This is a genomic window from Brevibacillus sp. AF8 (genome assembly GCF_021270385.1).
GTDB lineage: Bacteria > Bacillota > Bacilli > Brevibacillales > Brevibacillaceae > Brevibacillus.
This window is the reverse complement of record NZ_JAGQDN010000001.1, coordinates 528,956-552,704: the sequence shown is the minus strand read 5'-3', so window position 1 is coordinate 552,704 and position 23,749 is coordinate 528,956. Positions and strand designations below refer to the sequence as shown.

Annotated in this window: 26 protein-coding genes; 21 read left to right on the top strand and 5 right to left on the bottom strand. The window is 48.0% G+C overall.

Going from position 1 to position 23,749, the window contains the following annotated elements:
- Position 1: 1 nt before the first annotated feature.
- Together KB186_RS02055 and KB186_RS02050 are read right to left on the bottom strand one after the other, a co-directional pair.
- Positions 2–430, bottom strand: coding sequence for a hypothetical protein (locus KB186_RS02055; RefSeq protein ID WP_173607853.1), 429 nt, complete (start codon positions 428–430; stop codon positions 2–4).
- A gap of 9 nt (positions 431–439) precedes the next feature.
- Complete coding sequence (locus KB186_RS02050) at positions 440–952, bottom strand: hypothetical protein (protein WP_232773021.1); 513 nt, start codon at positions 950–952, stop codon at positions 440–442.
- Positions 953–1,138: 186 nt separating this feature from the next.
- On the opposite strand from KB186_RS02050, the gene KB186_RS02045 reads away from it, so the two are divergent.
- The 5 genes from KB186_RS02045 to KB186_RS02025 all read left to right on the top strand — a co-directional run bounded on the left by KB186_RS02045 (position 1,139) and on the right by KB186_RS02025 (position 6,780).
- Positions 1,139–2,485 carry an NAD(P)-dependent oxidoreductase gene (locus KB186_RS02045; RefSeq protein WP_221868604.1) on the top strand — a complete coding sequence of 449 codons (1,347 nt, stop codon included), beginning with the start codon at positions 1,139–1,141 and terminating at the stop codon, positions 2,483–2,485.
- 15 nt (positions 2,486–2,500) lie between these two features.
- Complete coding sequence (gene preA, locus KB186_RS02040; protein WP_232773020.1) at positions 2,501–3,778, top strand: NAD-dependent dihydropyrimidine dehydrogenase subunit PreA; 1,278 nt, start codon at positions 2,501–2,503, stop codon at positions 3,776–3,778.
- 89 nt (positions 3,779–3,867) lie between these two features.
- Complete coding sequence (gene hydA, locus KB186_RS02035) at positions 3,868–5,253, top strand: dihydropyrimidinase (protein ID WP_232773019.1); 1,386 nt, start codon at positions 3,868–3,870, stop codon at positions 5,251–5,253.
- Positions 5,254–5,287: 34 nt separating this feature from the next.
- Positions 5,288–6,178 (top strand): nitrilase-related carbon-nitrogen hydrolase, encoded by an 891-nt coding sequence (locus tag KB186_RS02030; RefSeq protein WP_173607848.1) that lies wholly within the window; start codon positions 5,288–5,290, stop codon positions 6,176–6,178.
- An 89-nt stretch (positions 6,179–6,267) separates the two neighbouring features.
- A complete protein-coding gene (locus KB186_RS02025) occupies positions 6,268–6,780 on the top strand; it encodes a hypothetical protein (protein ID WP_232773018.1) in 513 nt (170 codons plus the stop codon).
- A gap of 93 nt (positions 6,781–6,873) precedes the next feature.
- Here KB186_RS02025 and KB186_RS02020 read toward each other — a convergent pair whose 3' ends face one another.
- The gene (locus KB186_RS02020) at positions 6,874–8,364 is read right to left on the bottom strand and encodes an NCS1 family nucleobase:cation symporter-1 (RefSeq protein ID WP_221868598.1); all 1,491 of its coding nucleotides are present in this window, start codon (positions 8,362–8,364) and stop codon (positions 6,874–6,876) included.
- Positions 8,365–8,587: 223 nt separating this feature from the next.
- On the opposite strand from KB186_RS02020, the gene KB186_RS02015 reads away from it, so the two are divergent.
- From KB186_RS02015 to KB186_RS01950, 15 genes are all read left to right on the top strand, one after another.
- Entirely contained in the window at positions 8,588–10,198 is a 1,611-nt protein-coding gene (locus KB186_RS02015; protein WP_232773017.1) for an ATP-binding protein, read from the top strand.
- A gap of 32 nt (positions 10,199–10,230) precedes the next feature.
- Positions 10,231–10,884, top strand: coding sequence for a response regulator (locus tag KB186_RS02010; RefSeq protein WP_229088232.1), 654 nt, complete (start codon positions 10,231–10,233; stop codon positions 10,882–10,884).
- 147 nt (positions 10,885–11,031) lie between these two features.
- Positions 11,032–12,072, top strand: a complete 1,041-nt coding sequence (locus KB186_RS02005; RefSeq protein WP_221868655.1) for a tripartite tricarboxylate transporter substrate binding protein — start codon at positions 11,032–11,034, stop codon at positions 12,070–12,072.
- A 47-nt stretch (positions 12,073–12,119) separates the two neighbouring features.
- A complete protein-coding gene (locus KB186_RS02000) occupies positions 12,120–12,587 on the top strand; it encodes a tripartite tricarboxylate transporter TctB family protein (RefSeq protein ID WP_232773016.1) in 468 nt (155 codons plus the stop codon).
- 17 nt (positions 12,588–12,604) lie between these two features.
- On the top strand, positions 12,605–14,131 hold the full coding sequence (locus KB186_RS01995; RefSeq protein ID WP_232773015.1) for a tripartite tricarboxylate transporter permease: 1,527 nt from the start codon (positions 12,605–12,607) through the stop codon (positions 14,129–14,131).
- Positions 14,132–14,239: 108 nt separating this feature from the next.
- Complete coding sequence (locus KB186_RS01990) at positions 14,240–14,830, top strand: GNAT family N-acetyltransferase (RefSeq protein ID WP_232773014.1); 591 nt, start codon at positions 14,240–14,242, stop codon at positions 14,828–14,830.
- Positions 14,831–14,924: 94 nt separating this feature from the next.
- Positions 14,925–15,341: a DUF3054 domain-containing protein gene (locus tag KB186_RS01985; RefSeq protein ID WP_232773013.1), complete on the top strand. Its 417-nt coding sequence runs from the start codon at positions 14,925–14,927 to the stop codon at positions 15,339–15,341.
- Positions 15,342–15,396: 55 nt separating this feature from the next.
- Positions 15,397–15,528 (top strand): hypothetical protein, encoded by a 132-nt coding sequence (locus tag KB186_RS28240; RefSeq protein WP_255413062.1) that lies wholly within the window; start codon positions 15,397–15,399, stop codon positions 15,526–15,528.
- An 81-nt stretch (positions 15,529–15,609) separates the two neighbouring features.
- Positions 15,610–15,972, top strand: coding sequence for a hypothetical protein (locus tag KB186_RS01980; RefSeq protein WP_232773012.1), 363 nt, complete (start codon positions 15,610–15,612; stop codon positions 15,970–15,972).
- On the top strand, positions 15,956–16,579 hold the full coding sequence (locus KB186_RS01975) for a thiamine phosphate synthase (RefSeq protein ID WP_232773011.1): 624 nt from the start codon (positions 15,956–15,958) through the stop codon (positions 16,577–16,579). Before KB186_RS01980 ends, KB186_RS01975 begins: the two co-directional genes overlap by 17 nt.
- Before the next feature lie 3 nt (positions 16,580–16,582).
- Positions 16,583–17,245 carry a thiamine phosphate synthase gene (gene thiE / locus KB186_RS01970; RefSeq protein WP_232773010.1) on the top strand — a complete coding sequence of 221 codons (663 nt, stop codon included), beginning with the start codon at positions 16,583–16,585 and terminating at the stop codon, positions 17,243–17,245.
- Between the two features lie 87 nt (positions 17,246–17,332).
- Positions 17,333–18,241, top strand: a complete 909-nt coding sequence (locus tag KB186_RS01965; protein ID WP_232773009.1) for a hypothetical protein — start codon at positions 17,333–17,335, stop codon at positions 18,239–18,241.
- Between the two features lie 69 nt (positions 18,242–18,310).
- Positions 18,311–18,601 carry an antibiotic biosynthesis monooxygenase family protein gene (locus tag KB186_RS01960; protein ID WP_173607835.1) on the top strand — a complete coding sequence of 97 codons (291 nt, stop codon included), beginning with the start codon at positions 18,311–18,313 and terminating at the stop codon, positions 18,599–18,601.
- 360 nt (positions 18,602–18,961) lie between these two features.
- The gene (locus KB186_RS01955; RefSeq protein WP_232773008.1) at positions 18,962–20,488 is read left to right on the top strand and encodes a two-component system sensor histidine kinase NtrB; all 1,527 of its coding nucleotides are present in this window, start codon (positions 18,962–18,964) and stop codon (positions 20,486–20,488) included.
- Positions 20,489–20,680: 192 nt separating this feature from the next.
- The gene (locus KB186_RS01950; RefSeq protein ID WP_173607833.1) at positions 20,681–21,190 is read left to right on the top strand and encodes a hypothetical protein; all 510 of its coding nucleotides are present in this window, start codon (positions 20,681–20,683) and stop codon (positions 21,188–21,190) included.
- Positions 21,191–21,201: 11 nt separating this feature from the next.
- Here KB186_RS01950 and KB186_RS01945 read toward each other — a convergent pair whose 3' ends face one another.
- Both KB186_RS01945 and KB186_RS01940 read right to left on the bottom strand, forming a co-directional pair.
- On the bottom strand, positions 21,202–21,888 hold the full coding sequence (locus KB186_RS01945; RefSeq protein ID WP_173607832.1) for a response regulator: 687 nt from the start codon (positions 21,886–21,888) through the stop codon (positions 21,202–21,204).
- Positions 21,885–23,120, bottom strand: coding sequence for a sensor histidine kinase (locus KB186_RS01940; protein ID WP_173607831.1), 1,236 nt, complete (start codon positions 23,118–23,120; stop codon positions 21,885–21,887). Before KB186_RS01940 ends, KB186_RS01945 begins: the two co-directional genes overlap by 4 nt.
- A 173-nt stretch (positions 23,121–23,293) precedes the next feature.
- On the opposite strand from KB186_RS01940, the gene KB186_RS01935 reads away from it, so the two are divergent.
- The gene (locus tag KB186_RS01935; protein WP_173607830.1) at positions 23,294–23,626 is read left to right on the top strand and encodes a MarR family winged helix-turn-helix transcriptional regulator; all 333 of its coding nucleotides are present in this window, start codon (positions 23,294–23,296) and stop codon (positions 23,624–23,626) included.
- Positions 23,627–23,749 lie beyond the last annotated feature (123 nt).

Sequence of the window (23,749 nt, the reverse complement as noted above, 5' to 3'; positions counted from 1 at the left end):
ATTAGCGTTCTTTTTTTGCGCTGATGGGTGAGCTGGCTGCTTCCTTTTCAGCCAAATACGAGCGCATGCCTCGAACAAACAACTCACGAAGGACTTCCTGCTGCGTTTTGCTGCTGACGAGAGAGCGAATGAGCTCCAGCTCAGCTACCAATTCTGAATCAAGGTGAAGGTTGACAGTTTTCCCTTTGGTTCGTGGGTGCAGCTCGTAGTACTCCGTTGATTTTTTTACGATTCCTTCGAAGACAACAGCTTCGTCCAACCATTCCTGGTCGGGTATAAACAAGCATGGTGCTTCTAAAATAATATGGGTCAGTTCTTCGCTAAATCGAATAGCGAGGGTCTGGCCCTTTTTTTTATGCAAGTCGCGGATTTGTCGTGATCGCTCTTGATTGGCAACTGTATTTTCCAGCGTGATTACGGCCAGTTCCATAGTGCCTCCTTACGGGATGAGCAGTTCTTCTTCCGGTACCGACAACAATACTTCTCCCGTTTTTTCCAATTGGACTTGGTAGGTGAAGTGCTGATCGCTTCGCTCGACGGAGGTGATGATTCCCCAGTAGCAAGTGCTATCTTTTGTGAGCTGGACACGATCCAAAACCTCGTAGCTCGGGCGAAGATACCCTTTGTTATATAGATAATTGAGCACGGATTCACGAGGAAAAAGAAATCGTTTGTTTCCTTGTTTACTGACCAAAAGGGGGAAGGTCTCCCGTTCGTCTATACAATCCCCTAAATAGCCTTGATCTGCCCAGCGTTTGACGGTAGCCATACTGCCGATACGGCCAGTCTTTGTCTCCAGGATGTCGAGTATTTCGCGTGAAGAGAGAAACGCTCTGCGCCTTTCGAGTTGCATCAGGTAGTTTTGGCGCTCGGTTTCCAAGTGGCTGAGAAGCGCTTGTGCTTCCGCGATTTTTTGTTTCACTACCTTGATCTCCAGATCGTAATCCTTCATACGGGACGGCCCTTTCTTCCTTGTTTGTTTTTATCCTATTCGATCATGAAATCATTCATGTCAATTCCAGCAGATTGATTTCGTTTCCTCACTAGGCAAATACGAAATGTAACAATCATAAAAAAGCGATTTCGCACATTGATTAATAGCAAGCATGTTTAGATCTGGTGAGGAGGTTGTGGACCGATGAGCATATCGAATGAGCTCGCGAAAAATTTCGCGGAAGTCGTGCCTGCCCTAAAACCGATGGAAGCCATCCATGAGGCGAATCGCTGCCTGTATTGCTACGACGCACCCTGTATCAAGGCTTGTCCCACGTCGATTGACATCCCTTCCTTCATCAAAAAAATTGCGACCGGAAATTTGTTCGGATCAGCCCGGACGATCATGGAATCGAATCCCGTCGGGGCGAGCTGCGCGCGCGTATGTCCAACAGAGGAGCTGTGTGAAGGGGCCTGTGTACTCAATTCGGCCTCCAAGCCCATCATGATCGGCCTTCTCCAGCGTCATGCGACAGACTGGGCAATCGAAAATCAAGCAACGCTTTTTTCAAAAGGCGAAACAAATGGTAAACGGGTAGCCATCGTCGGAGCAGGCCCGGCGGGATTATCAGCAGCGCGTGAGCTTGCGCGTCTCGGCTACGCGGTTACGGTTTTTGAAGCAAAGGAAAAAGCGGGAGGATTGAACACGTACGGCATCGTGTCGTTCCGGCTGCCACAGGAAATTTCGCTATGGGAAGTAGAGCAAGTAGAGGCATTGGGGGTAGAGATACGTACGAATACGCGAATCGGCGTGGATGTAGGGACAGAGGAGCTATTGGACCAGTATGATTCTATTCTGTTGGCAGTCGGTATGGGCAATGTCCCTCAGCTTCATATCCCGGGAGAAGAAGTGGAAGGTGTCCTCGATGCCATTGCACTCGTGGAGGAGACCAAGACTAAACCACTGTCAGACGAGATGCTCGGCAAAAAAGTCGTCATTATTGGTGCGGGCAATACGGCGATTGACGCTGCCACCTGTTCCAAACGGCTGGGTGCAGACAATGTTCAGATTTTGTATCGGCGGACCGTTCAAGAGATGTCCTGTTATCAGTTTGAATACGAATTCGCCAAGCAGGATGGCGTAGAATTCCGCTGGCTCGTTGCCCCAACCCGTGTAATCGAGGAAAACGGCCGAGTGAAGGGACTGGAACTCGTGCGAATGGAGCTAGGTGAGCCGGATGAGAAAGGTAGAAAGCGTCCAGTAGAAATTCCGGGCAGTCATTTTGTCATCGAAGTAGATTATGTCGTGAAGGCGATCGGACAAAACAGACATTTGTCATTGATTGAAGCATTCGGGCTCCAGCATCGCAATGGGATTGTTGAGGTCGAGGAAGGCACCTATCGAACCTCCCATGTCAAAGTTTACGCAGCGGGCGATGTCATTTTTGGTGGAGGCAAAACAGATGCGATGGTAGTCGATGCAGCCAATCACGGGAAACGAGCGGCTTATGCCATCCACCAATCGCTCCGTGATCAAAAACAGCCAGTATAAAGGAGGAGACCTATCATGGCAGATCTCAGCATTAATCTGGCGGGAATCCAGTCCCCGAATCCATTCTGGTTGGCCTCTGCACCACCGACCAATTCAGGCTACCAAGTACAGCGTGCCTTTGAAGCGGGCTGGGGTGGCGCGGTCTGGAAGACACTCGGAGAGCCGATCATCAACGTCACTTCTCGCTTTGCCGGTCTGAACTTCGGGGGACAGCGCGTCTTTGGTTTCAACAACATTGAACTGATTACGGACAAACCGCTTGAGGTCAATTTGAAGGAAATGGATGAAACGAAGCGTCGCTTTCCGAAGCACACGTTGATTGCTTCGCTCATGGTTGAACATAAACAGGAAGCATGGCACGAGATTGTCAAAAAGGTGGAGGCAATTGGTGTAGACGGTCTGGAGCTGAATTTCGGCTGTCCGCACGGCATGGCAGAACGCGGGATGGGCTCTGCGGTCGGTCAGCATCCAGATTTGATCAGGCAACAGGTCGAATGGGTAAAAGAAGTCGCCCAAACCCCTGTCATCGTCAAGCTCACCCCAAATATTACGGACATTCGCTTTACTGCACGGGCCGCGAGTCAGGGAGGAGCCGATGCCATTAGCATGATCAACACAATTAACAGCTTGATGGGGGTTGATCTCGACAAATGGCTGCCGATCCCACATGTGGATGGAAAAGGGGCACACGGCGGCTATTGTGGACCAGCAGTCAAACCAATCGCTCTGAACATGGTCGCAGAATGTGCACGCGATCCCAAGGTTGGTATCCCGATCTCTGGCATTGGAGGTATCTCGGATTGGCACGATACCGTTGAATTTTTGCTGATGGGTGCAACGGGTGTTCAAGTATGTACAGCCGCCATGCATCATGGATTCCGGATCGTGGAAGACATGATTGATGGGCTTAATAATTACCTGGATCAGCGCGGAATTGCCTCCGTGATGGACATTGTCGGAAAAGCCGTGCATACGTACTCGGATTGGGGACATCTGAATCTGAATTACAAGGTCGTGGCGCGCATTCATGAAGAGACCTGTATCAATTGCAACAAGTGTCATATCGCTTGTGAGGACACCTCGCATCAATGCATTGACATTGTTCCTGATCCATCGACTGGCAAAGAGCGCTTAGTTGTACGAGAAGAGGATTGTGTAGGCTGTAATTTGTGCTCCATTGTTTGTCCAGTGGAAGGAACGATCGAGATGGTCGAAATCCCGAGCGACAAAGCCCCTCTTAGCTGGAATCAGCGACAGGCTGCTTTGGCTGCGGGTGGCAGCTGTGAGCTGTAGTGTAGTCATGTTTTCGGCGTGGGGTGCATAGCGTGTACAAGAGAAGGCATGTCTACTCGGTGACGGGTTGAAGGGGAGATGATCATCGGATGAAAAAATGGATTCGAAATGGCACAGTCGTGACAGCGTCAGACACGTATCAGGGGGACATTTTGATCGAAGGGGAAAAAATAGTTGCAATCGGCTCCAATCTGGATGGGAAAGATGCCGAAATGATCGATGCTACCGGATACTATGTTTTCCCAGGAGGGATTGACCCACATACCCATCTTGATATGCCTTTTGGCGGAACGGTTACTTCCGACAATTTTTATACAGGCACGAAGGCAGCGGCATTTGGAGGGACAACGAGCATCATCGATTTTTGCCTGACGAATAAAGGAGAGCCGTTGCATTCATCTATTTCGACCTGGCACGAAAAAGCAAGGGGCAAAGCGGTTATCGACTATGGCTTCCACTTGATGGTTTCAGATGCGAACGATCAAGTGCTCGAGGAATTGGGAGCAGTCGTACGAAATGAAGGGATAACTTCGCTCAAGGTATTCATGGCCTACAAAAATGTGCTGATGGCCGATGATGAGACGCTATTTAAAACGCTGGTTCGGGCTAAGGAGCTAGGTGCCCTGGTACAGGTTCATGCAGAAAATGGAGACGTTCTGGACTATTTGATCAAGCAGGCGATTGCAAAAGGGCAGACAGACCCCGTGTACCACGCCTACACTCGTCCACCTGAAGCAGAAGGAGAAGCGACAGGACGTGCGATTGCATTGACTGCACTGGCAGATGCCCAGCTGTATGTCGTGCATGTATCGTGTGCAGAAGCGGTGCGCCGGATCGCAGAGGCTCGCGAAAAGGGGTGGAATGTGTACGGGGAGACATGCCCGCAATATTTGGTGCTCGATATTACAGATCTACAGAAGCCGGGCTTTGAAGGAGCGAAGTACGTCTGGTCCCCTCCGCTCCGGGAAAAGTGGAATCAAGACGTCTTGTGGAGCGCGTTGAAAAACGGCATCTTGCAAACGGTTGGCTCTGACCATTGCGCCTTTAATTTCTCCGGTCAAAAAGAGCTGGGGCTAGGGGATTTCACGAAAATCCCGAACGGTGGACCAATCATTGAGGATCGGATGCGCCTCCTTTTCTCGGAAGGGGTAGCGAAGGACAAGATCAGCCTCAATCAATTCGTCGATATGACCTCTACAAAAGTAGCCAAACTGTTCGGGATGTTCCCGCAGAAAGGAACGATTGCGGTAGGCTCAGACGCGGATATCGTATTGTTTGATCCAACTTTGAAACGAACGATCTCCGTTGAAACTCACCACATGAATGTCGACTACAATCCATTTGAAGGAATGGTGGTGAACGGCGATATTATTTCGGTACTTTCGCGGGGCTCTTTTGTCATTCGCGATCAGCAATTCGTCGGGCAAGCCGGGGCTGGACGCTTTGTAAAACGATCGACCTTTGCAAGACCGTAATAAGGGAGAGCGTAAAAAGGCGAGGAGGGCGTTTATGGCAGATATCATTCGTATCGGCTTGATTCAGGCGAAAAACGATGTCGACGGAGACGAACCGGTTCATTTGCACAAAGAAAAAGCCATTGAGAAGCATGAGCGGATGGTGCGGGAGGCGGCGGCCAAGGGGGCACAAATCATCTGTCTGCAAGAAATCTTCTACGGCCCGTATTTTTGTGCCGAACAGCAACCGAAATGGTATGAGTCAGCAGAAGAAGTCCCAAATGGGCCGACTGTGCAACATTTCTCTTCCCTAGCTCGCGAGTTAGGAACCGTACTCATTTTACCTGTGTACGAACGCGTCGGGATCGGTACGTATTACAACACCGCTGCAGTGATTGATGCGGATGGCACGTATTTGGGCAAATATCGCAAGCAGCATATTCCGCATGTCGGAGTGGGCAGCAGTGGCTGCGGATTTTGGGAGAAATATTACTTTAAGCCCGGCAATCTCGGGTATCCCGTTTTTGAAACCGCTTTTGCCAAGGTCGGGGTCTATATATGCTATGACCGTCATTTTCCAGAAGGCGCACGATTGCTTGGCTTGAACGGAGCAGAGATTGTCTTTAATCCGTCCGCGACGGTAGCGGGCTTATCCGAATACTTGTGGAAGCTCGAGCAGCCTGCTCATGCGGTAGCCAACGGTTATTATGTGGCTGCGATCAATCGGGTAGGGACTGAAGCACCGTGGAATATGGGCGAGTTTTACGGACAATCGTACTTGGTCGATCCGCGCGGACAATTTGTCGCTATGGGGAGCAGGGATCAGGATGAGGTTATTGTCGCTGAAATGGATCGCAACAAAATTCATGAGGTACGGGATACGTGGCAATTTTACCGGGATCGCAGACCGGAGACTTACGAAGATATGGTAAAGCTATTACCTTAATAAAAGAGTGAGGGAGGTGCTGGAAACGCGCCTTCCTCCTTTTCACATCATTGGAAGGATTCCATCAGAGTCAAAAGGAGCGTTCAGGGATGAGGCAGACTGTATATCGAGGGGTCGAATATGGCGAGGGACTTCGCGTCGTGAAAGCGCAAAAGTATGAGAGGGCAGAACGGCGTCATTTTACAAACGGTGCGAGTGCAAAGGCAGTGTTTGGGGCTGGTGTTTACTTGGTGAGCAATCCGGAAATCGCCGCACAGTATGCGATTTGTCATGCAGAAACCAATGGGGAGAAGGCAGTGGTGCTGAGCCAGCGGCTTCATTTGCAGGGTCTCGTTTGTTTGGACGAGCGCTATGGGGAAAATGAACTGCGCATCGATGCATTGCGTGCTGCTTTTTCAGAAGAGGAACTCGAACAGAGACAAAACGGAATGGGCTATGAAGAGTGGCTGCAATGGACAGGGGATAAGGTGCGTGCGTATTTGATTGCATGTGGGTATCGGGGGATTCGGTACCGGATCAGCCCGGAGCTAACGTATTATATTTGCTATGAGCCTGATGTTCAAATTGAAGAGATTGCGATTCTATCTGTGCTTGATGTGTGAGAAAGAGACGGTGACTATCGACTTAGGTAAGTAAGGAAAACGAAAGACTGGCAAACCCAATGAGGGCCGCCAGTCTTTTTTGGTAGCTTGCTATTAGGAAGCAATCGTTTGTTTGTTGTTTGCCGTGATTTTCTCGTAATCGTTGGCACTCAAGATCGAAGCATCATTTTTCATCATCCACGTGTAAATCACGAGTGAGATCAGTAGTCCGACAGTCCAAGCATTGTCCCAAATAATGGTTAAGCCCGGAATGTATTTACTTATAAAAGGAATCGCAATCCCGATTAGCATTGCCCAGATGGCTCTGCCATTAAAGCCTGTTTTGTAGTTGTAGATCCCGTTTGTTTTGTACAACTCTGTTAAATGAATGCGCCGCTTGCGCACGAGCCAATAGTCGGCGATGGCTATTCCATCAATCGGGCCTAACAAGGCTCCATACGTTCCGAGCCATAAAAAGATGTAGTTGCCGAAGTTCTCTAAAATGTACCAAGGCTGCATCAAGAGTGACACGACCCCGGCGATGATGGCGCCGGCTTCATACGAGAGACGGCGAGGGGCCAGATTCTCCACTGCTCGGGCGGGAGCAACGATATTGGCCGCTACGTTGGTCGTCAATGTGGCAAGAATGATTCCAATTGTTCCGAGGAAAATGGCGAAAGGCGAGAATTTGGCCAACACGGCAGCAGGGTCCCACAACGCTTCTCCGTAAATAACGACAGTAGCAGAAGCGACAGCAACTCCGATGAACGAGAAGAAACCCATCGTGGTCGGCAACGAAGAGGATTGTCCGATGACTTGGGCTTTTTGACTTTTGGCATACCGACAGAAATCCGGAATGTTGAGGGCCATTGTTGCCCAAAAAGCAATCGCTCCCGTCAATGCTGGGAAGAAAACCTTCAGGAATTCTGCAGTGGTAGTGAATTTCGAAGGGGCAGAGAGCATCGGTCCCCATCCGCCTGCTTTCGTAAGCGCCCAGACGAGGAGAGCCAAACTCATAATGATCAGGACGGGAGCAGCCCAAGCCTCCATTTTTTTGATCGCTTCGGGACCTCGATACGCGACCCATACGTTTAACAGCCAAAAGCCAAAGAAGGATATCCAGAGATGTCCGGGAACATTTGCCCAGCCTGTCATCGACATGAGGAGTGTATCGATGGCAGCACCTCCGAACCAACAGTTGATGCCAAACCAGCCAGCACCAATCAAACCGCGTGCAACAGCAGGGATGTGCGCTCCTTTGGAGCCGAACCAGAGGCGCGCAAAAACAGGATACGGAATGCCGAATTTCGTCCCGGCATGAGAATTGAGAAGAATAGGAATAAGGACAATACAGTTACCGAGAATGATCGTCAAAATGGCCTGCCACCAGTTCATACCCAAGGAAATTAACCCTGCCGCCATTGCATACGTCGGCAAACAGATCGACATACCAATCCACAAGCTGGCGAAGTTGTAAGATGTCCATGTGTGCTCTGCTGTCCTCGTCGGCCGCAGCCCTTCATTATAAAGCGGACTGTTCTTGATTGCATCTTCGCCTTCTTTTGTCAGGGTAACGATTCCATTTGATACCGTTTGCGTCTTCACTTCTTTCCCTCCTTTGCTTTTCAAGATGTCTCGTATTCGGACAAGCGCCCTAGTTTGTCTTGAATACAAGTTGTAACATTATATTGGGGGAAAGAAGGCCTAATACCTGATTTTTTGTCGTAAAAACGCAGCCTACAACGACAAGATTCGTCATTGACGATGGGAATGATTCTACCTTTTTACCTAATGGGGATGGTAAGATGAAGCAAGGGGGGAGCAAGCTGTGACGACAAGAAAAATCCGAATATCTTTGCAAACCAGAATGATCTTATTGATTACTATTGTCATTATTCTGATTGTTTCGTCAGTTGGTGCGGTGTGTTCTTCCATTGTTGCGTCTTCGATCGAAGAGCAAGTAGGCAAAAAAGCATTGAGTGTGGCGAAGATTGTTGCCAGCGATCCAGAGCTGCGTAATGCATTTTCGAGCGATTACCCTCCTTCACTCATTCAACCCATCGCTGAAAACGTCCGTGTGCAAACCGGAGCAGAGTTTGTGGTCGTGGGAAACCATGAGGGAATTCGGTATGCGCATCCGATTCCGGAACGGATTGGAAAGGAAATGGTGGGTGGAGATAACGAGCCAGGACTTTCGCAAGGTCAATCTTACATATCGAAAGCTGTTGGCAGTATGGGCCCTTCATTACGAGGGAAGGTGCCGATCAAAAATGATCAAGGGGAAATCATCGGGATCGTATCCGTTGGGTTTCTGCTGGAAGATATCGAGGAGGCCATTGACCTCTATCAAGACCGCATATTGATTTTGACTCTTCTCGCCTTGTTGTGCGGTGTTGCTGGTGCCATTGCACTCAGCCGCTATTTAAAGCGCTTAATTTTAGGATTGGAGCCGGAGGAGATCGCATCCTTGTACGTAGAGCGAAATGCTGTCCTAGAGTCAGTCCGCGAAGGCATCGTGGCGATTGACCGCAATAATCGCATCACGATGATGAATAAGGCTGCCATTCGTATTTTGAACTTACCGGAAGAAGGGTTTCATCGCAAAGAAATAGTGGAAGTGCTACCAGACAGTCGCATGCCAGAAGTTCTGGAATCCGGCGAGCATCAATTAGATCGCGAGTCGATTATGGGCGGAAAAGAAATCATTGTGAATCGACTTCCAATCAAGTTCGGTGGGAAGGTGGTAGGAGTAGTCAGCAGCTTTCGTCCCAAATCGGAAATTGACCAGCTAGCTTCAGAATTGTCCCAGGCGAGGCGTTATGCGGATGTACTTCGCGCCCAAACACATGAATTTCACAATTTGTTGTATACCATTTCCGGTTTGTTGCAGCTTGGTTCGATTCAGGAAGCGGTCGAGTTGATTACGAGTGAAACGTCCGCACAGCAAGAGATGATTTTGTTTTTGGCGAAGCAAATTCCCGATCCGTTAATAGGGGCTTTGCTGTTAGGCATGCACAATCGAGCCAAGGAGCTGAAAATACAATTCGTCATCCATCACGACAGTCACTTGAAGGAGCTCCCGCCGACGATTAATCGGCAGCAGATCGTGGTTTTATTGGGGACGCTGATCCAAAATGCGTTGGAAGCCGTCAATGAGCCAAGTGTCGAATATAAACGAGTGGAGTGTTATTTGTCTGACACGGGCGATGAGATCATGTTTGAAATCGAGGACTCAGGACCGGGAGTTGGGGAAGAACTGCGAGAAAAAATATTCGAACACGGTTTCTCAACGAAAAAAGGTGAAGATCGTGGAATTGGTCTGGCCAAGGCGCATGGAATCATTAATGAATTGGACGGCTATATTCTCGTTGGCAAAAGCGAGCTAGGAGGCGCACTTTTCACAGTATCCCTACGCAAAAGAATGGAGGTGGCGTCTTGAGAAAGCTGGAGGTTCTCATCGTCGAGGACGATATGCGAATTATCGATATCAACAAGCGGTTTGTCAGCAAGATAGAAGGTTTTGAAGTCATTGCTACAGCAACGAATGGTACGGATGCCAAAGAATTGCTGTCTTGTACGCGCCCCGAGCTCGTTTTGTTGGATGTGTATCTGCCTGATATGTTGGGAACGGAGCTGGTCTGGCATATTCGGCAACATTACCGCGAAGTTGACGTGATTATGATCACCGCAGCCAAGGAAATGGAAATGGTACAGGAAGCGCTGCGCGGCGGCGTATTTGATTACATTGTCAAGCCGCTGGTTTTCGAGCGTTTTCGTGAACGGCTGGAAAGCTATCGTGAGCATGTCATTCGAACGAGAGAAGCTGTCGAGGTAGATCAGGAAGTCATTGACCAAATGCTGACCAGAAGACTTGTCACTCCGAAAAATCGAGATGTGAGCGTCCCAAAAGGAATTGACCTCCTAACGCTGGAAAAAGTAATCGAAGCGATCAGACAGACGGGAGACAAGGGGGTCTCGGCGGAGGAGATTGGTCGCGAGATTGGAACCAGTCGAACAACGGCCAGAAGGTATTTAGAATACTTGGTCCTGGAAAAAAAGGCGCGTGCTGACTTGATTTATGGCACCGTTGGCAGACCGGAAAGAAAATATCGCTATCTTCCATAATGTACCATGAACAATATGAACAAAAAGTGATTAATTTTCAAAATAGACCTTATGCACGAAAACTATTCCCCTAGCTTCCGCGGTGGTACATTATGTTCAAGCGTGATAGCGCTTACAAATAAGCGGGTTAAGGGGGATATTTGCTTGATGAAAAGAAAAAAAGTGCTAATCACAGTGTCCACTTTTCTTACACTAGCACTGGCTGCTTGTGGTGGAGGTACTGGAAATACGGGAACAGCAAGTCCAGGAGCACAGCCTGCCACAGAGACATCCAAATACCCGGAAAAGCCGATCGTATATGTAGCTCCATCCGGTGCGGGTGGGGGCTGGGATAAGACAGCTCGCTCGGTAGCAAAGGTATTGGCGGAAAGCAAACTGGTGACAGAAACCATCACGGTTGAAAACAAGCCGGGTGGCGGAGGAACAGTGTTCTTGGCTGAGTATGTAAGCAAAGACAAAGGCAATCCTTATAAATTATTCGTGAGCTCTCCTCCTATCTTGATTAACAATAACAAAAAAGAGGGGAATAGCCCATTTGGCTACAAAGATGTCACACCCTTGGCGCAAATGACGAAAGATTTCGGCACCCTCGTTGTGAAAGCGGATTCACCTCACAAGGACATCAAGAGCGTGCTGGACGCGATCAAGGCTGATCCAGGCAAAATTACACTGGCAGGTGGCTCTGCTCCCGGATCGATGGATCATCTGATCGGGGTATTGCCAGCAGCTAAGTATGGAATTGATCCGAAAAGCGTTAAGTACGTCTCTTATGATGGCGGCGGAGAAGCAATGGCAGCCTTGTTGGGCGGTAATGCGGATATCATTGCAACGGATGCTTCCAGCGTGGGTGAATATTTGAAAGCAGGTAAAATCCGTGTACTGGGCGTTACTTCTGATGAACGTCTCGGCGGTGATTTGAAAGAGATTCCGACGTTAAAAGAGCAAGGCATAGATGCGACGTTCACGATTTGGCGCGGGGTCTTTGGACCGGCTGATATGCCAGCAGACGCAAAAGCCTACTGGGATGCAAAGCTGAAAGAACTTTCCACGCACGAGGCATGGACAAAAGAATTGGCGGCAAACGGTTGGGAAAGCGAGTACAAGGACGCTGCTGCTTTCTCGGCATTCCTGGACGAACAAGATAAGCAGGTCAAAGAACTGTTGACATCACTGGGTATGTCGAAGTAGGGAGAGGAGGGGCATCCCCTCCTTTTTCCACACCTTAGGAGGTATACATGAACCTGATGTTTGATCGTATCGGCAGCCTGTTTTTTGCGCCAGTAGGTGCACTCTTTATCGCTGAAAGTCAAAATATTTCGTCTAGTGCATACGGCAGTCAGGTTGGGCCGAATATGTTTCCATTTGGGCTTGGCATCATCCTGATCTTGTTGAGCTTGCGACTGTTGTGGGAGACCTATAAGAAAGGCGTGGCTGCTTCCTCATCCGAGTCACAGAGTCCACTGCGATACAAGCGGTTTTTATTGATTTTGGCAGCAACAGTCTTGTATGTATTGTTGTTGGAGAAACTCGGTTATGTCATCTCGAGCTTTGCTTTCCTTATGTTCGCCTTCACCATGATGGGAAGTAAAAGCGTTCTGAAATCGGGAATCGTTTCCTTGCTGTTTTCAGTAGGCGTTTATGTCATCTATGTGCATTTGCTAAAAGGTACGCTTCCAGGACTACCTGCCTGGCTAGGCGTCTAGGGAGGGGATAAATTAGCATGAGTGCATTGCAATTTTTGGCGGATGGTTTTCTCGTTGCCCTGCAGTGGCATAATCTTGTTTTTGCCTTTATTGGCGTTCTGATCGGTACTGCGGTAGGGGTCCTTCCCGGCATCGGTCCAATGAGCGGAGTCGCGTTATTGATGCCCGTTACGGCTTCCTTGACCTCTGGCTTACCTCCTGAAAGTGCGGCGGCTAGCGCACTGATTTTGTTGGCAGGCGTTTACTATGGCGCGATGTACGGTGGTTCCACAACATCCATTTTGTTAAATACACCGGGTGAATCCTCCTCTGTCGTTACGACATTGGACGGTTATCAGATGGCCAAACAGGGACGTGCTGGTGCAGCGTTGTCGATTGCAGCGATCGGTTCTTTTGTCGCGGGGCTCGTGGCGTTGATTGCTCTTGTGTTTTTGGCTGATCCATTATCCGATCTCGCTTTGAAATTCGGCCCTGCTGAATATTTCTCCCTCATGCTTCTCGGCTTGTGTGCGGTCAGCGGACTGGGGGGGAAGTCGATGACCAAAGCCCTCATTATGACAGTCATGGGACTCTTGCTTGCGACAATTGGGATGGACACCGTTTCGGGTGTGGCGCGGTTTACATACGATATTCCCGATTTGTACCAAGGCTTGGAGTTCCTCACGATAGCAGTTGGTTTGTTTGCCCTTGGAGAAGTGTTCAAGACGATTATCGAAGACGATCAATCCTCAAAGGAAATTATTAAAGTGGGGCGGGTACTGCCCTCCAAGCAAGACCTAAAAGAAAGTGCCGGACCGATTGCACGCGGTTCGTTGCTCGGATTTTTCATTGGTGTTTTGCCTGGTGCTGGTGCTACCCTGGCATCGTTCTTCTCGTATATTTTTGAGAAAAAGCTGAGCAAAGATCCTAGCCGTTTTGGAAAAGGAGCGATTGCTGGTGTAGCAGCGCCGGAGTCTGCAAACAATGCTGCGTCTGGTGGTGCGATGATTCCACTGTTGACGTTGGGTATACCGGGGTCTGGTACGACTGCGATTTTAATGGGTGCATTGCTGATGTATAACGTACAACCGGGACCCCTCTTATTCGCTGATCATCCGCAAATTGCTTGGGGTTTAATTGCGAGTATGTTTATCGGGAATGTAATGCTGCTCGTTTTGAATATGCCCTTAGTTAAAGTATTCGCCAAAATTATTGAAACACCGTCCCATTTCCTGATTCCCCTCATTATCGCGATTTCCGTTTTCGGAGTGTACGCTGTGCAAATTAGTACGTTTGATTTGATTTTGCTTGTGATTTGTGGGGTAGCTGGCTATTACCTGACGAAAAACGACTTTCCTCTGGCACCGCTCGTCCTCGGCCTTGTGTTGGGACCGATGATTGAAAATAACATGAGAAGAGCATTGACCACCTCGAATGGTGACTTTTCCATCTTTTTGACAAAGCCGCTTTCTGCTGCTTTTCTGGTTTGTGCGCTTCTGTGGTTGCTGATCCCTATCTTCTTAAAGCGCAGAGGGAAGCAAGTCATTATCAGTGAAGAAGCGTAACCTCAAATCTTTATCTTGACAGCGTCCTCGCAAGCCCGTATCATTGGAAAAATTTCGGGGAACTGTTCTGTTTGATGATTGAAGCAGAACAGTAGAGGAGAGACAGACATGTTAACCATTGAACCTGTAATCTTGGAAGGCAAGCTGGTCCGATTGGAGCCGCTCAGAATGGCCCATGTGGACGGAATCTGGGAAGCAGGCGCATACGAAGAGATTTGGCCGCATATGTCCATTGCCATTCGAACAAGAGAGGATGCTCAGGCTTTTATCCTGCAGGCTTTAAAAAATGAACAAGCCCAAACAGAATTGCCATTCGCCATCATTCGCAAAGCAGATGAGCAAATCATCGGAAGCACGAGATTTTTAGGGATAGCGAAAAAGGATCGCGGATTGGAAATCGGGTTTACATGGCTGACCCCATCTGTCTGGAAAACGGGCGTCAATACAGAGTGTAAATGGCTTCTCTTGCGCCACTGCTTTGAACAGCTAGGATGTATTCGCGTACAGCTCAAGACAGATTCGCGCAATTTGAATTCGCAACGTGCCATTGCCCGAATAGGTGGCATTCGAGAAGGTGTCCTGCGCAATCATATGGTGATGCCAGATGGATACATTCGCGACTCGGTATACTTCAGCATACTTGACCGTGAATGGCCAGAAGCCAAGCAAAAGCTGCAATTGTTGCTGTTTGGTGAATAAAGGCTTGGATTGATTGAAGGGCGTTCAGAGCATGTGTACAATAGGGGTGAACCAAGAGGGTTTACTCTGACAAGACCCGGAAAAGAGGGTATACATGAGACAGCGTTTGTCTACGCCGGGCTATTTATTGTTGCTCGGGGATCTGATCGCCTTTGTGCTTTTTGTTTATTACGGAAAAATCATTCATAACTACCCTGTCACGACCATGGGGATTATCGAAACATTAGCCCCTTTCCTCGTGGGATGGATTATCGCGATTCTACTTTTCAAGAGCTACGGACAACGAACGTATGAATCTGCGGGCAGACAATTATTATCGGCACTGATTACTTGGACAGTAGCGGCACCAATTGGCTTACTGATCCGCTCCTTGTGGACTGGTGTACCGACTACGCTTATTTTTGCAGGTGTGACTTATTTCATTACGCTGGCATTTTTGTTCGGATGGCGTGTACCGTTTGCCATCGGCTATGCGATCTACAAACGCAAGAGACTACTCGCAACCAGCTAATAAAGTGACCCGAATTGGTTACGCTATCCTATGAACGACGTAGGAGGTGAAACAATTGGGGAAGAATAACAACAGCAAAGACCTCGGGAAAAATCGTGGTAAAACGCTGGATGAAAATGATCGCAACACAAATTTGCGACAATCGAATCATAATGATCGAAATGAAGGAACTGCAAAAGACCGCTGAGCAATCAGCGGTTTTTTACATGGATACAGGTCGTGATGTGATATAATAGATTTTGTTTTTCTAGCGAGTGGAGGGAAACGTATGACGGAACCGATGCAGAATGTACAGCCGGTGACCTTGTCGTCACAGGCGTTTTTACTTTTGTGTAGACTATATGATGGCTGCTATGACGAATTGAAGCAAAATGAGCAGGTTCGCGAACTCGTGGAGTCCATCGGTGATATTTTGCTGGCGGGCGTAGAGACGTTGGAGAAACAGGAAACCAAGCCGAAAAATCTTACTTTTCCACTTACCGTGCAACAAGCTTTTTTCTTGCGTCGACTTGTAATTGAGCTGTTGGCTCAGTCGCCGACGGACAAAGAAGACCGAACGACACAATGGCTGCAGGAATGTGTGACAGCACTCGCTGGAGGCGGTGTCCAACCTAATGTCAAGCACTCGTGAGCTGCATGTGATTACAAGCGGACGGCATTCGCTTGATGAGGTATTGCGAATGGCAGAAGCTGCTTATGCAGGTGGTATGAACTTTTTACACATACGGGAAAAACAGCGTACCGCAAAGGAATGCATGGACTGGGTAAAGGCATTGGCGAATGTCATCCCCCTTTCGTCCTTGATCGTGAATGATCGGGTGGATGTGGCTGCTGCGTCGGGTTGTGCTGGTGTTCACCTGGCATACCATAGCCTGTCTCCTGCGGACGCGAGAATGGTACTGAAGACTGGTCAAAGGATAGGGCGTTCTGTCCATTCCGTGGAAGAAGCACAGCAAGCCATTGCTGCACAAGTCGATTATTTGCTCTACGGGCATATTTTTGCGAGTGGTTCGAAGCCAGGTCTTGCACCAAGAGGAACAATCGAACTTGCGCAAATGACGGCAAGATGGCATGTGCCGATTATCGGACTCGGTGGTATCACACCGGACCGGACCGCGCAAGTTTTGGAAGCTGGGTGTGCGGGCATTGCTGTCTTATCAGGGATCACAGATGCAACTGATGCCAAGTCAGCAGCCAGCGCTTATCGAGAGGCATTGGATCGTTGGGAGGGAAAATAAAGCATGCGTGATATACAAAGACTTCGGGAAAAAATGGGTGTATACTTTGTCATTGGTACGCAGGACTGTGGGTATTCCAGCGAAAAGACCGTGCAAACCGTGGAAGCAGCATTACGCGGAGGAGTAGGCACGCTTCAGCTACGTGATAAAGGAAGCAAGCTAACTGCTCAGGAACAATATGAGTTGGGTAGAGAATTGCAACAGCTATGTCGTGACCATGATACCGTATTTTTTGTGAATGACGATGTGGATCTGGCGATTCGCTTGCAGGCAGACGGCATCCATGTCGGGCAAGATGACATGGCATTGTCAGAAGTACGAGCCAAAGTTGGCTCCGAGATGTACATCGGGGTTTCGGCAGGTACGGTCGAAGAGGCGCTCGCTGCCCAAAACGGTGGCGTCGATTGTATTGGTGTAGGAGCGATGTTCGCTACCCGTTCTAAGGCAGATGCTGGAGAGCCTATCGGACCAGTGGGGCTAGCGGAGATTCGTAAGGCAGTCGGGAATGATTTGCCTATCGTCGGTATTGGTGGCATCACACTGGAAAATGCCTCTGAAGTGCTTGCTGCGGGGGCCGATGGCGTCGCGATTATCAGTGCGATCAGCCAGGCCGAATCACCTGAAGCAGCAGCGCAAGCGTTACAGCGGATTGTACGATCTCGTTAGCACGGACAAAGCGACGATTACATATGGTAGGGTAATAGAAACAAACCAGGATGATGCAATAATGGCGATCAAAAGGAGGTGAAGCCGATGAAAAATCGGATTTACCGCATCGGATATGAATGGGTGAGCAAGCGGGAATTGCTCGAGCGGTTGTTGATGACCGACTGCATTCTTATCGAACACAAGCGAATGCAACCCCCACCGGAGGATCAAGATACGGAATTGCCACCAGAAAAAGAAGTTCACGCTGTTTTAGTTCGCAGCCAGCGCCGCCCGGGCGAATGGGTGACATTTAACGGGCTATATGAAATACAGACGAGAGAGCCTATTCCCTGGATAGATTCACCGCTGGAGTACCATCAATTCGGAGTAGAATTGATTCCTGGTAATATTCGCAGGGAAAAGGCACCTCAAGGCAGGATACCAGCGCGAACCAAGCTGCAAATCGCAGCTGTGCGACAAGATACGGTATTTGTCACGGTTCCTGGGCATCCGTCCAGACGTTACGAAATGTCGTTGGCTCACGCTCGTTTTGCCAAGGATAACCCGACAGAATTGGAAATGAAGCTACAAGTATACGCTTTTCCTCCACGCAACGATATTTTTGTGGATTGGTTATTGAAAGAAGGACGCAAAACAGGAATCATTACCCGCCCCAATCAGGAAAGGGTAGAAAAATCAGCTTTTCAGGTGTGGGAAGATCTACGCCAAGAATACGGCATTAGTGTCAGCGCGGCATTGATAGCGATTAAACAGGCACTCATTGTTCTGGATCGTGCTGGTGTCGAGACTGACTTCCCATACCCGACACAAGAGCGATCAGATATTTCTTTGTTCAGTGAATCAGAGCGAGATGCCTTTTATTCCTACCAATCCGTTCGATGTGCGATGGCTGCTGTCGCTGCCCTGTTGACGGTAGACCCGAAAGATCCGTTGCAGGATACACTCTTGATGGATATCATACTCGAGCAACAAATCAACCGCAGGCGCGAATAGCGTTTGCGGTTTTTTAGCTTTATAATGGGAATTGGTAGATGAACCTAATGAAAAGGACGTGTGACCATCATGTTTGTATCCATGAACAGACTGACTGTACCAGCAGACTATCAATCCCATTTGGAACGCGCATTTGGAAATGGGGGAGAACGGATGAAGGAGGTTCCTGGTTTTTTGGAGTTCCTTTTCCTGGCACCTACGGAAGGTGACGAATACATCGTTTTTACGAAATGGACAGATGAGGAATCGTTCAAAAATTGGACAGAAAGCGAGGCTTTCAAGCGCGCGCATACAGGAACCAACCCGAATAGCCCGGTAAAATCGGATTTGCGCAATTACGCTGTCAAATCCCATTCATAAAGCGAAAGCATTTGTCTCTGCGGGGGCAAATGCTTTTTGGATGGTTGAATAATAAACATTCTTGACCTTTTTATGCTCGATCGTGATATGATAGAAAATGTTGGAAAGCGTTTTCAGTCAAACATGTTCAGGAGGTGAGGGTGTCCGAAAAAGGCAATGTGAAAGCTCGCGATAATAGGATGCTGGCCGAGATTGTTTGTCTGTAAGGATAAGAAGAGAACCTGATTGGATGGTGTCATTCTCTGCACCATGATATCATCAAGCCGCTTTACATCTTGTCTCATTTACGTCCATAATAGAGCCTATACATACTTGGAAAAATAGCCTCAATGAAGCACGGAGAAAAGGAGCCAGAGTGTTTTGAAAAATCGAATAAGTAAGTATCTTACTCATTTGGTCCCTGCGGCGGTGGCCAAGACGTTTTCCTTTCTTTCAGATCATCATTACTCTGCTTTGCTTCTAGAAGACCGCGAAAATACAGAGGCTTTGTTTGTTCAGCAAATCACGAAATGGATTGAAGTAGTAAAAGTAGTCGACACGTATGCATTCGAGCGAGAATGGAGCGAAATTGCATACAAATTTTCGCTGCTCGGAATGAATCTTACGTATTTGCAGCAATTTTTGCGCAAGTGTCGAGACGTTATTATTGAAGAAATGAATAACAACTCATTTTCTCTAGCCACGACGGAAATGGAGCGAGTGGAGCTTTTGCAAGCACAGATTCGCCTCTATCAGTCGATGGACTGCATTTTGCATCAAATGGACGATGTATTTAACAAAAATTCGCAATCATTTCCGGTTGAGAAAACAACAACTTCTCCTACAAGTTCGGCCAAAGGAGAAGATGTTTCAATGCTCGCTGAACAGGAGCTTGTCCAATTGGTTCTGCAGTCCAGTGATATTGCCGTCTTGATGATCGACCGCCAGTTAAGAGTCATTGAAGCGAATTACGCTGTCTGTCATTTATTTGGCGTAGATCGGCATCAACTCATTGGTAAAAACATTGATCATGCTCTCCGCCCTCATGTAAGCGAGCGTTTTGTCCAGTGGGTGATTGAACGTGGGCAGTCTGGCCATTATGTTGCGGAATACAGAGGCAAATGGACGACAGTGAGTACGAGCCCCATTTACTACGGTGGAGAGATGTGGGGAGCGATCGCTGTTCTTCGGAATGTTACGGAAAGCAAAAAATATGAAGAAGAGTTGAGCAAGCGTGAAGCACTGGCAGCAGTTGGGCAACTGGCTGCTGGGATGGCACATGAGATTCGGAATCCACTGACAGCCATCAAGGGCTTCATTCAGTTGCTGCGGGAGCAAGGGGAAGCAAATCGTAGTGAATCTTATTTTTCTGTAATCTTAACGGAAATTGAACGCATTGATGGGCTATTGAACGATGTTCTTGTTTTGGCCCGGTACAGGGATGATAAAATCGTATCGGAACGTTTCTTAGTGATGGACGAGTTATATGGCGTCATTCGTTTACTGGAGCCAGAAGCGAATCGAAGAGGAATCAAGCTTGAGCTGGACATTGCACAAGGCGAGTGGTATGTGTTTGGTCATCGTTCACGAATCAAGCAAGCCATCTTGAATATCTTGAAAAATGCGCTTGAAGCATTGATGACCCAAGGAAACCTCGTTCATGTGAAAGTGTACTCATCTCTCAATCAAGTAATCATTGTTGTGGAAGACAACGGACCTGGTCTATCAGATTCTTGCCTGCAAAATTTGTTCGTTCCTTTTTATACGACCAAACAAGAGGGAACGGGGTTAGGTTTGTCTACGACACAACGCATCATCGCGGATCACGGTGGCGAACTCTATGCGGAAAACTCTCCGAAATTGAAAGGAGCTCGTTTTGAGATTCGTTTACCCCTTTCCACTTCCTAAAAAAACAAAAAAGGATTGTGACTGTAGACGGATCGAATATCCGTCTTTTTTTACGTTCACATAAGAGAAAAGTCCTATTCGCGAAAAAGTTGCAAGTCTTTCGAATCAATCTTTTTGTAAGTTGTTGTCAAGGTCTGTCGATCAGTGGAATAATTTACAAAACGGTTACAATTTGAACGGAGTTGAACAACTGTGATTCGGATGCTGAAAAAAAACGAAACGAGGTGGAGCTACTGGGAGGTTTGGTATGAGGAATCAGAGCGCCTTTATACCGTTCATTACGGAAATGTAGGGGAAATTGGCGACTATTTTGCTGTAGTGGCGGAGCAGATTGAGGGAAGGCCTGATGAGGTTTTGCAGAGCTGGGCAGAAGAGATGAAAGTACAAGGATATCAGGTCATGAAAGAGAACGATTTCCACCCGATGGTCATTCGATTTCCCCATTTGTGTGAGTCAGAGATTGAAATGCGTTATTTGATCGAACAGCTGTTGGACGAATGCTTGGGAAAGACGGGGAACGGGCACAGCGACGGTGGGGAAGACAGTGAGAGGACGTTGGCAGTGATTTGCCGGGTGATCGATACGAAGAAAGCGGCTGCTGCGGTATTTGAAGCGATGTCCAGCGCACAGATGGCAGAAGGATTTTCTATCAGCATAAAGCAGGAGGATGGAAACTTGATTCCACTTAATCCTCCTGCCTGAAATTATCTGATTTATTTCACGATTTTGTGCCGCAGTGCTTTTGCCACTGCCTGTGTACGATCCTCGACACCCATTTTTTGCAAGATCCGATGCACGTGTGTTTTTACAGTGCCTTCAGATATAAACAAGTTTTGCGCAATCTGATCATTTCGATAGCCATCTGCGATCTGTTGGAGTACATCCAACTCTCGATCCGTAAGTTCATCTAGCAAAACTGATTGGGAGGTGGTCGTCGAATCAGGTGTCTCACGTTGACCTTGCAGAGCTTCGGCAAGGGCTTTTGCAGCTGTCACGGTGTGGAAGAGGGCTTCTCCCTGGTGGGCTCTGCGAATCAGATCAAGCATTTCCTGAGAGTCAGCATCTTTTAGCATATAGCCGACAGCCCCGGCGCGAATCCCTTCCACCACATAATTGTGGTTATCAAAGGTGGTAAGAATCAATACCTTCGTGCGAGGATGCTGCAGCATGATTTCTCTTGTGGCCTCAATACCCGACTTGTTGGGCATCTGAACATCCATTAAAACGACATCAGGTGCGAGGTCGCCAATAAGTTCTACTGCTTCTACGCCATCGGAAGCTTCCCCGATTACTTCCATATCGGATTGCATTTGAATGACATAGCCTAAACCTTGGCGAATCATGGTTTGGTCATCTACTAGGACCACGCGAATGGCTCCTTCTTTTTGTTTACCGGTCATGTTCGCATGCTCCTTTCAGGTTCAGTCTGGTGAATCGGAAAGCTGAAATCGAGTTGGAATCCGTGGGGCTCTCGAATGCGATACGCGAGAGTTCCGTTCAATAATTGAATTCGCTCAGATATGCCAGTTAGGCCAAAGCCAGGTTTGATTTTTTGGTCGCTCGTGATGCTTCCATCGTCTCGGATTGACAACAAAAGGATGTCCTTCTTTTGTTCAATGATGACGAGAATTTCTTTTGCGTCAGAGTGACGGAGGGAATTGGTGATCGCTTCCTGCAAGATTCGATAAAACGTTATCGTCATTTCCTGGGAGAGCGGGATGTCCAAATCGGAGCATATCAGCTCCATTTTTATTCCTGTATGCTTTTGAGCCTGCGACAAAAGAGCTCGCAGAGGCGTAAGTCCCAAGGAGGTTTTATCCAGAGCCAGTGTATGGACAGACGTGCGAATATCCTCCAGACTTTGCTTGGCGACACCGAGCATGTTGCGCACGGCTTCTTGTGCGTTGTCAGGTCCATCCTGCAACATATACTTCAAGGCATGTAGCTGGACAATGAGTGAAGTCAAACTATGACCCAATGCATCGTGAATATCACGGGCAATTCTCGTTCGTTCCTCAAGAACAGCTACTTGAAGGGAATGAAGCGCTGCTTCTTGAAGCTGTAAGTGTGCCTCTTGCAACTCTGTATGTGCTTTTTGCAGCTGCTCCAGATGCTGTTGGTTGGTTTCATATGCTTCTGTTTGAATCCGATAGCCTCGTGCGCCGATATAGCAGCCCACATACGTAAGAATATAAGAGATGATGTGCGTGAATCTCAGGTTTTCTTCAAAATATAAAAAAAGCGTACTGCACGTACCAAAAAAAGTAGCATACGCCAACGCTCGGCGTCCATGAATGTGAAAACCGATAAAAACAGCGAGTGGGAGCATCAAGCCGAAGCCCTCTCCACCCAAGATGAGGGACTTTAGCAAGGAAACGATTCCTAGCGCGACTGCCACTAATTCGAATTGGAAAGGCTTCCATTTTTTCTTGGAAGTCCAAAATACCACAAGGTAACAAATAAATAGTACAATGGTAAGGGAAAATTGCAATGGAGTTTCCCGTTTAAATGAATCAGGAAGCAAAGCTAATACAAGTAAGATGGAAAACCACATGATCAGCAAACGTTTTTGTATGGCTTTCATCATTATCTTCAACAATGAGAAGTCCTTCTTTCTCTGCCGGATAATCACTTAACTTCATTCTAGCATGCGTTGTCGTCTATCTCCAGATAGATAAATCCTTGTCAGAAATCTACCCCTGGGTAGACTTCACTACATATAGATTTCAGTAGAATTATTTTTGGGAAATAAACGATTAGTTATGGGTGTGAAGTGGTTAAGTAAGGATGGCAAGGGAGGTTCTCATGAAAGAACTGATTCAGTTGGCAAAACTCCTGCAAGAAGCCAGTGTTTTGTTTAGCACGATTTCTGAGCAAGAGCTGGATACAAGCGATGTAACCTGGCAACAGGTCTTGATTCTGGAGCAGCTAGGAAACGGGCCAAAAACGATGGGGGACATAAGTAAGACTGTCGGTCTTTCATACAGCACAACTTCCGGTCTCATTAACCGGTTGGAGCAGGAAAACCTGGTACGAAGATTCCGCGACCAAGCAGATCGACGAGTTGTGTGGGTGTCACTGACAGAGCGTGTATACCAACAGCGAGATGTGAAATGGGGAAATTCACAAACCGTTTAAAACGGTTTCACCCCTTTATATTTCGTTAAACGAAATGTCACGACGAGATTCACCTTATTCATTTCGTTATGCGAACTATTTCTCACAAAAAATTAGCAGATATATAAAGAAGAGGTGAGTGGA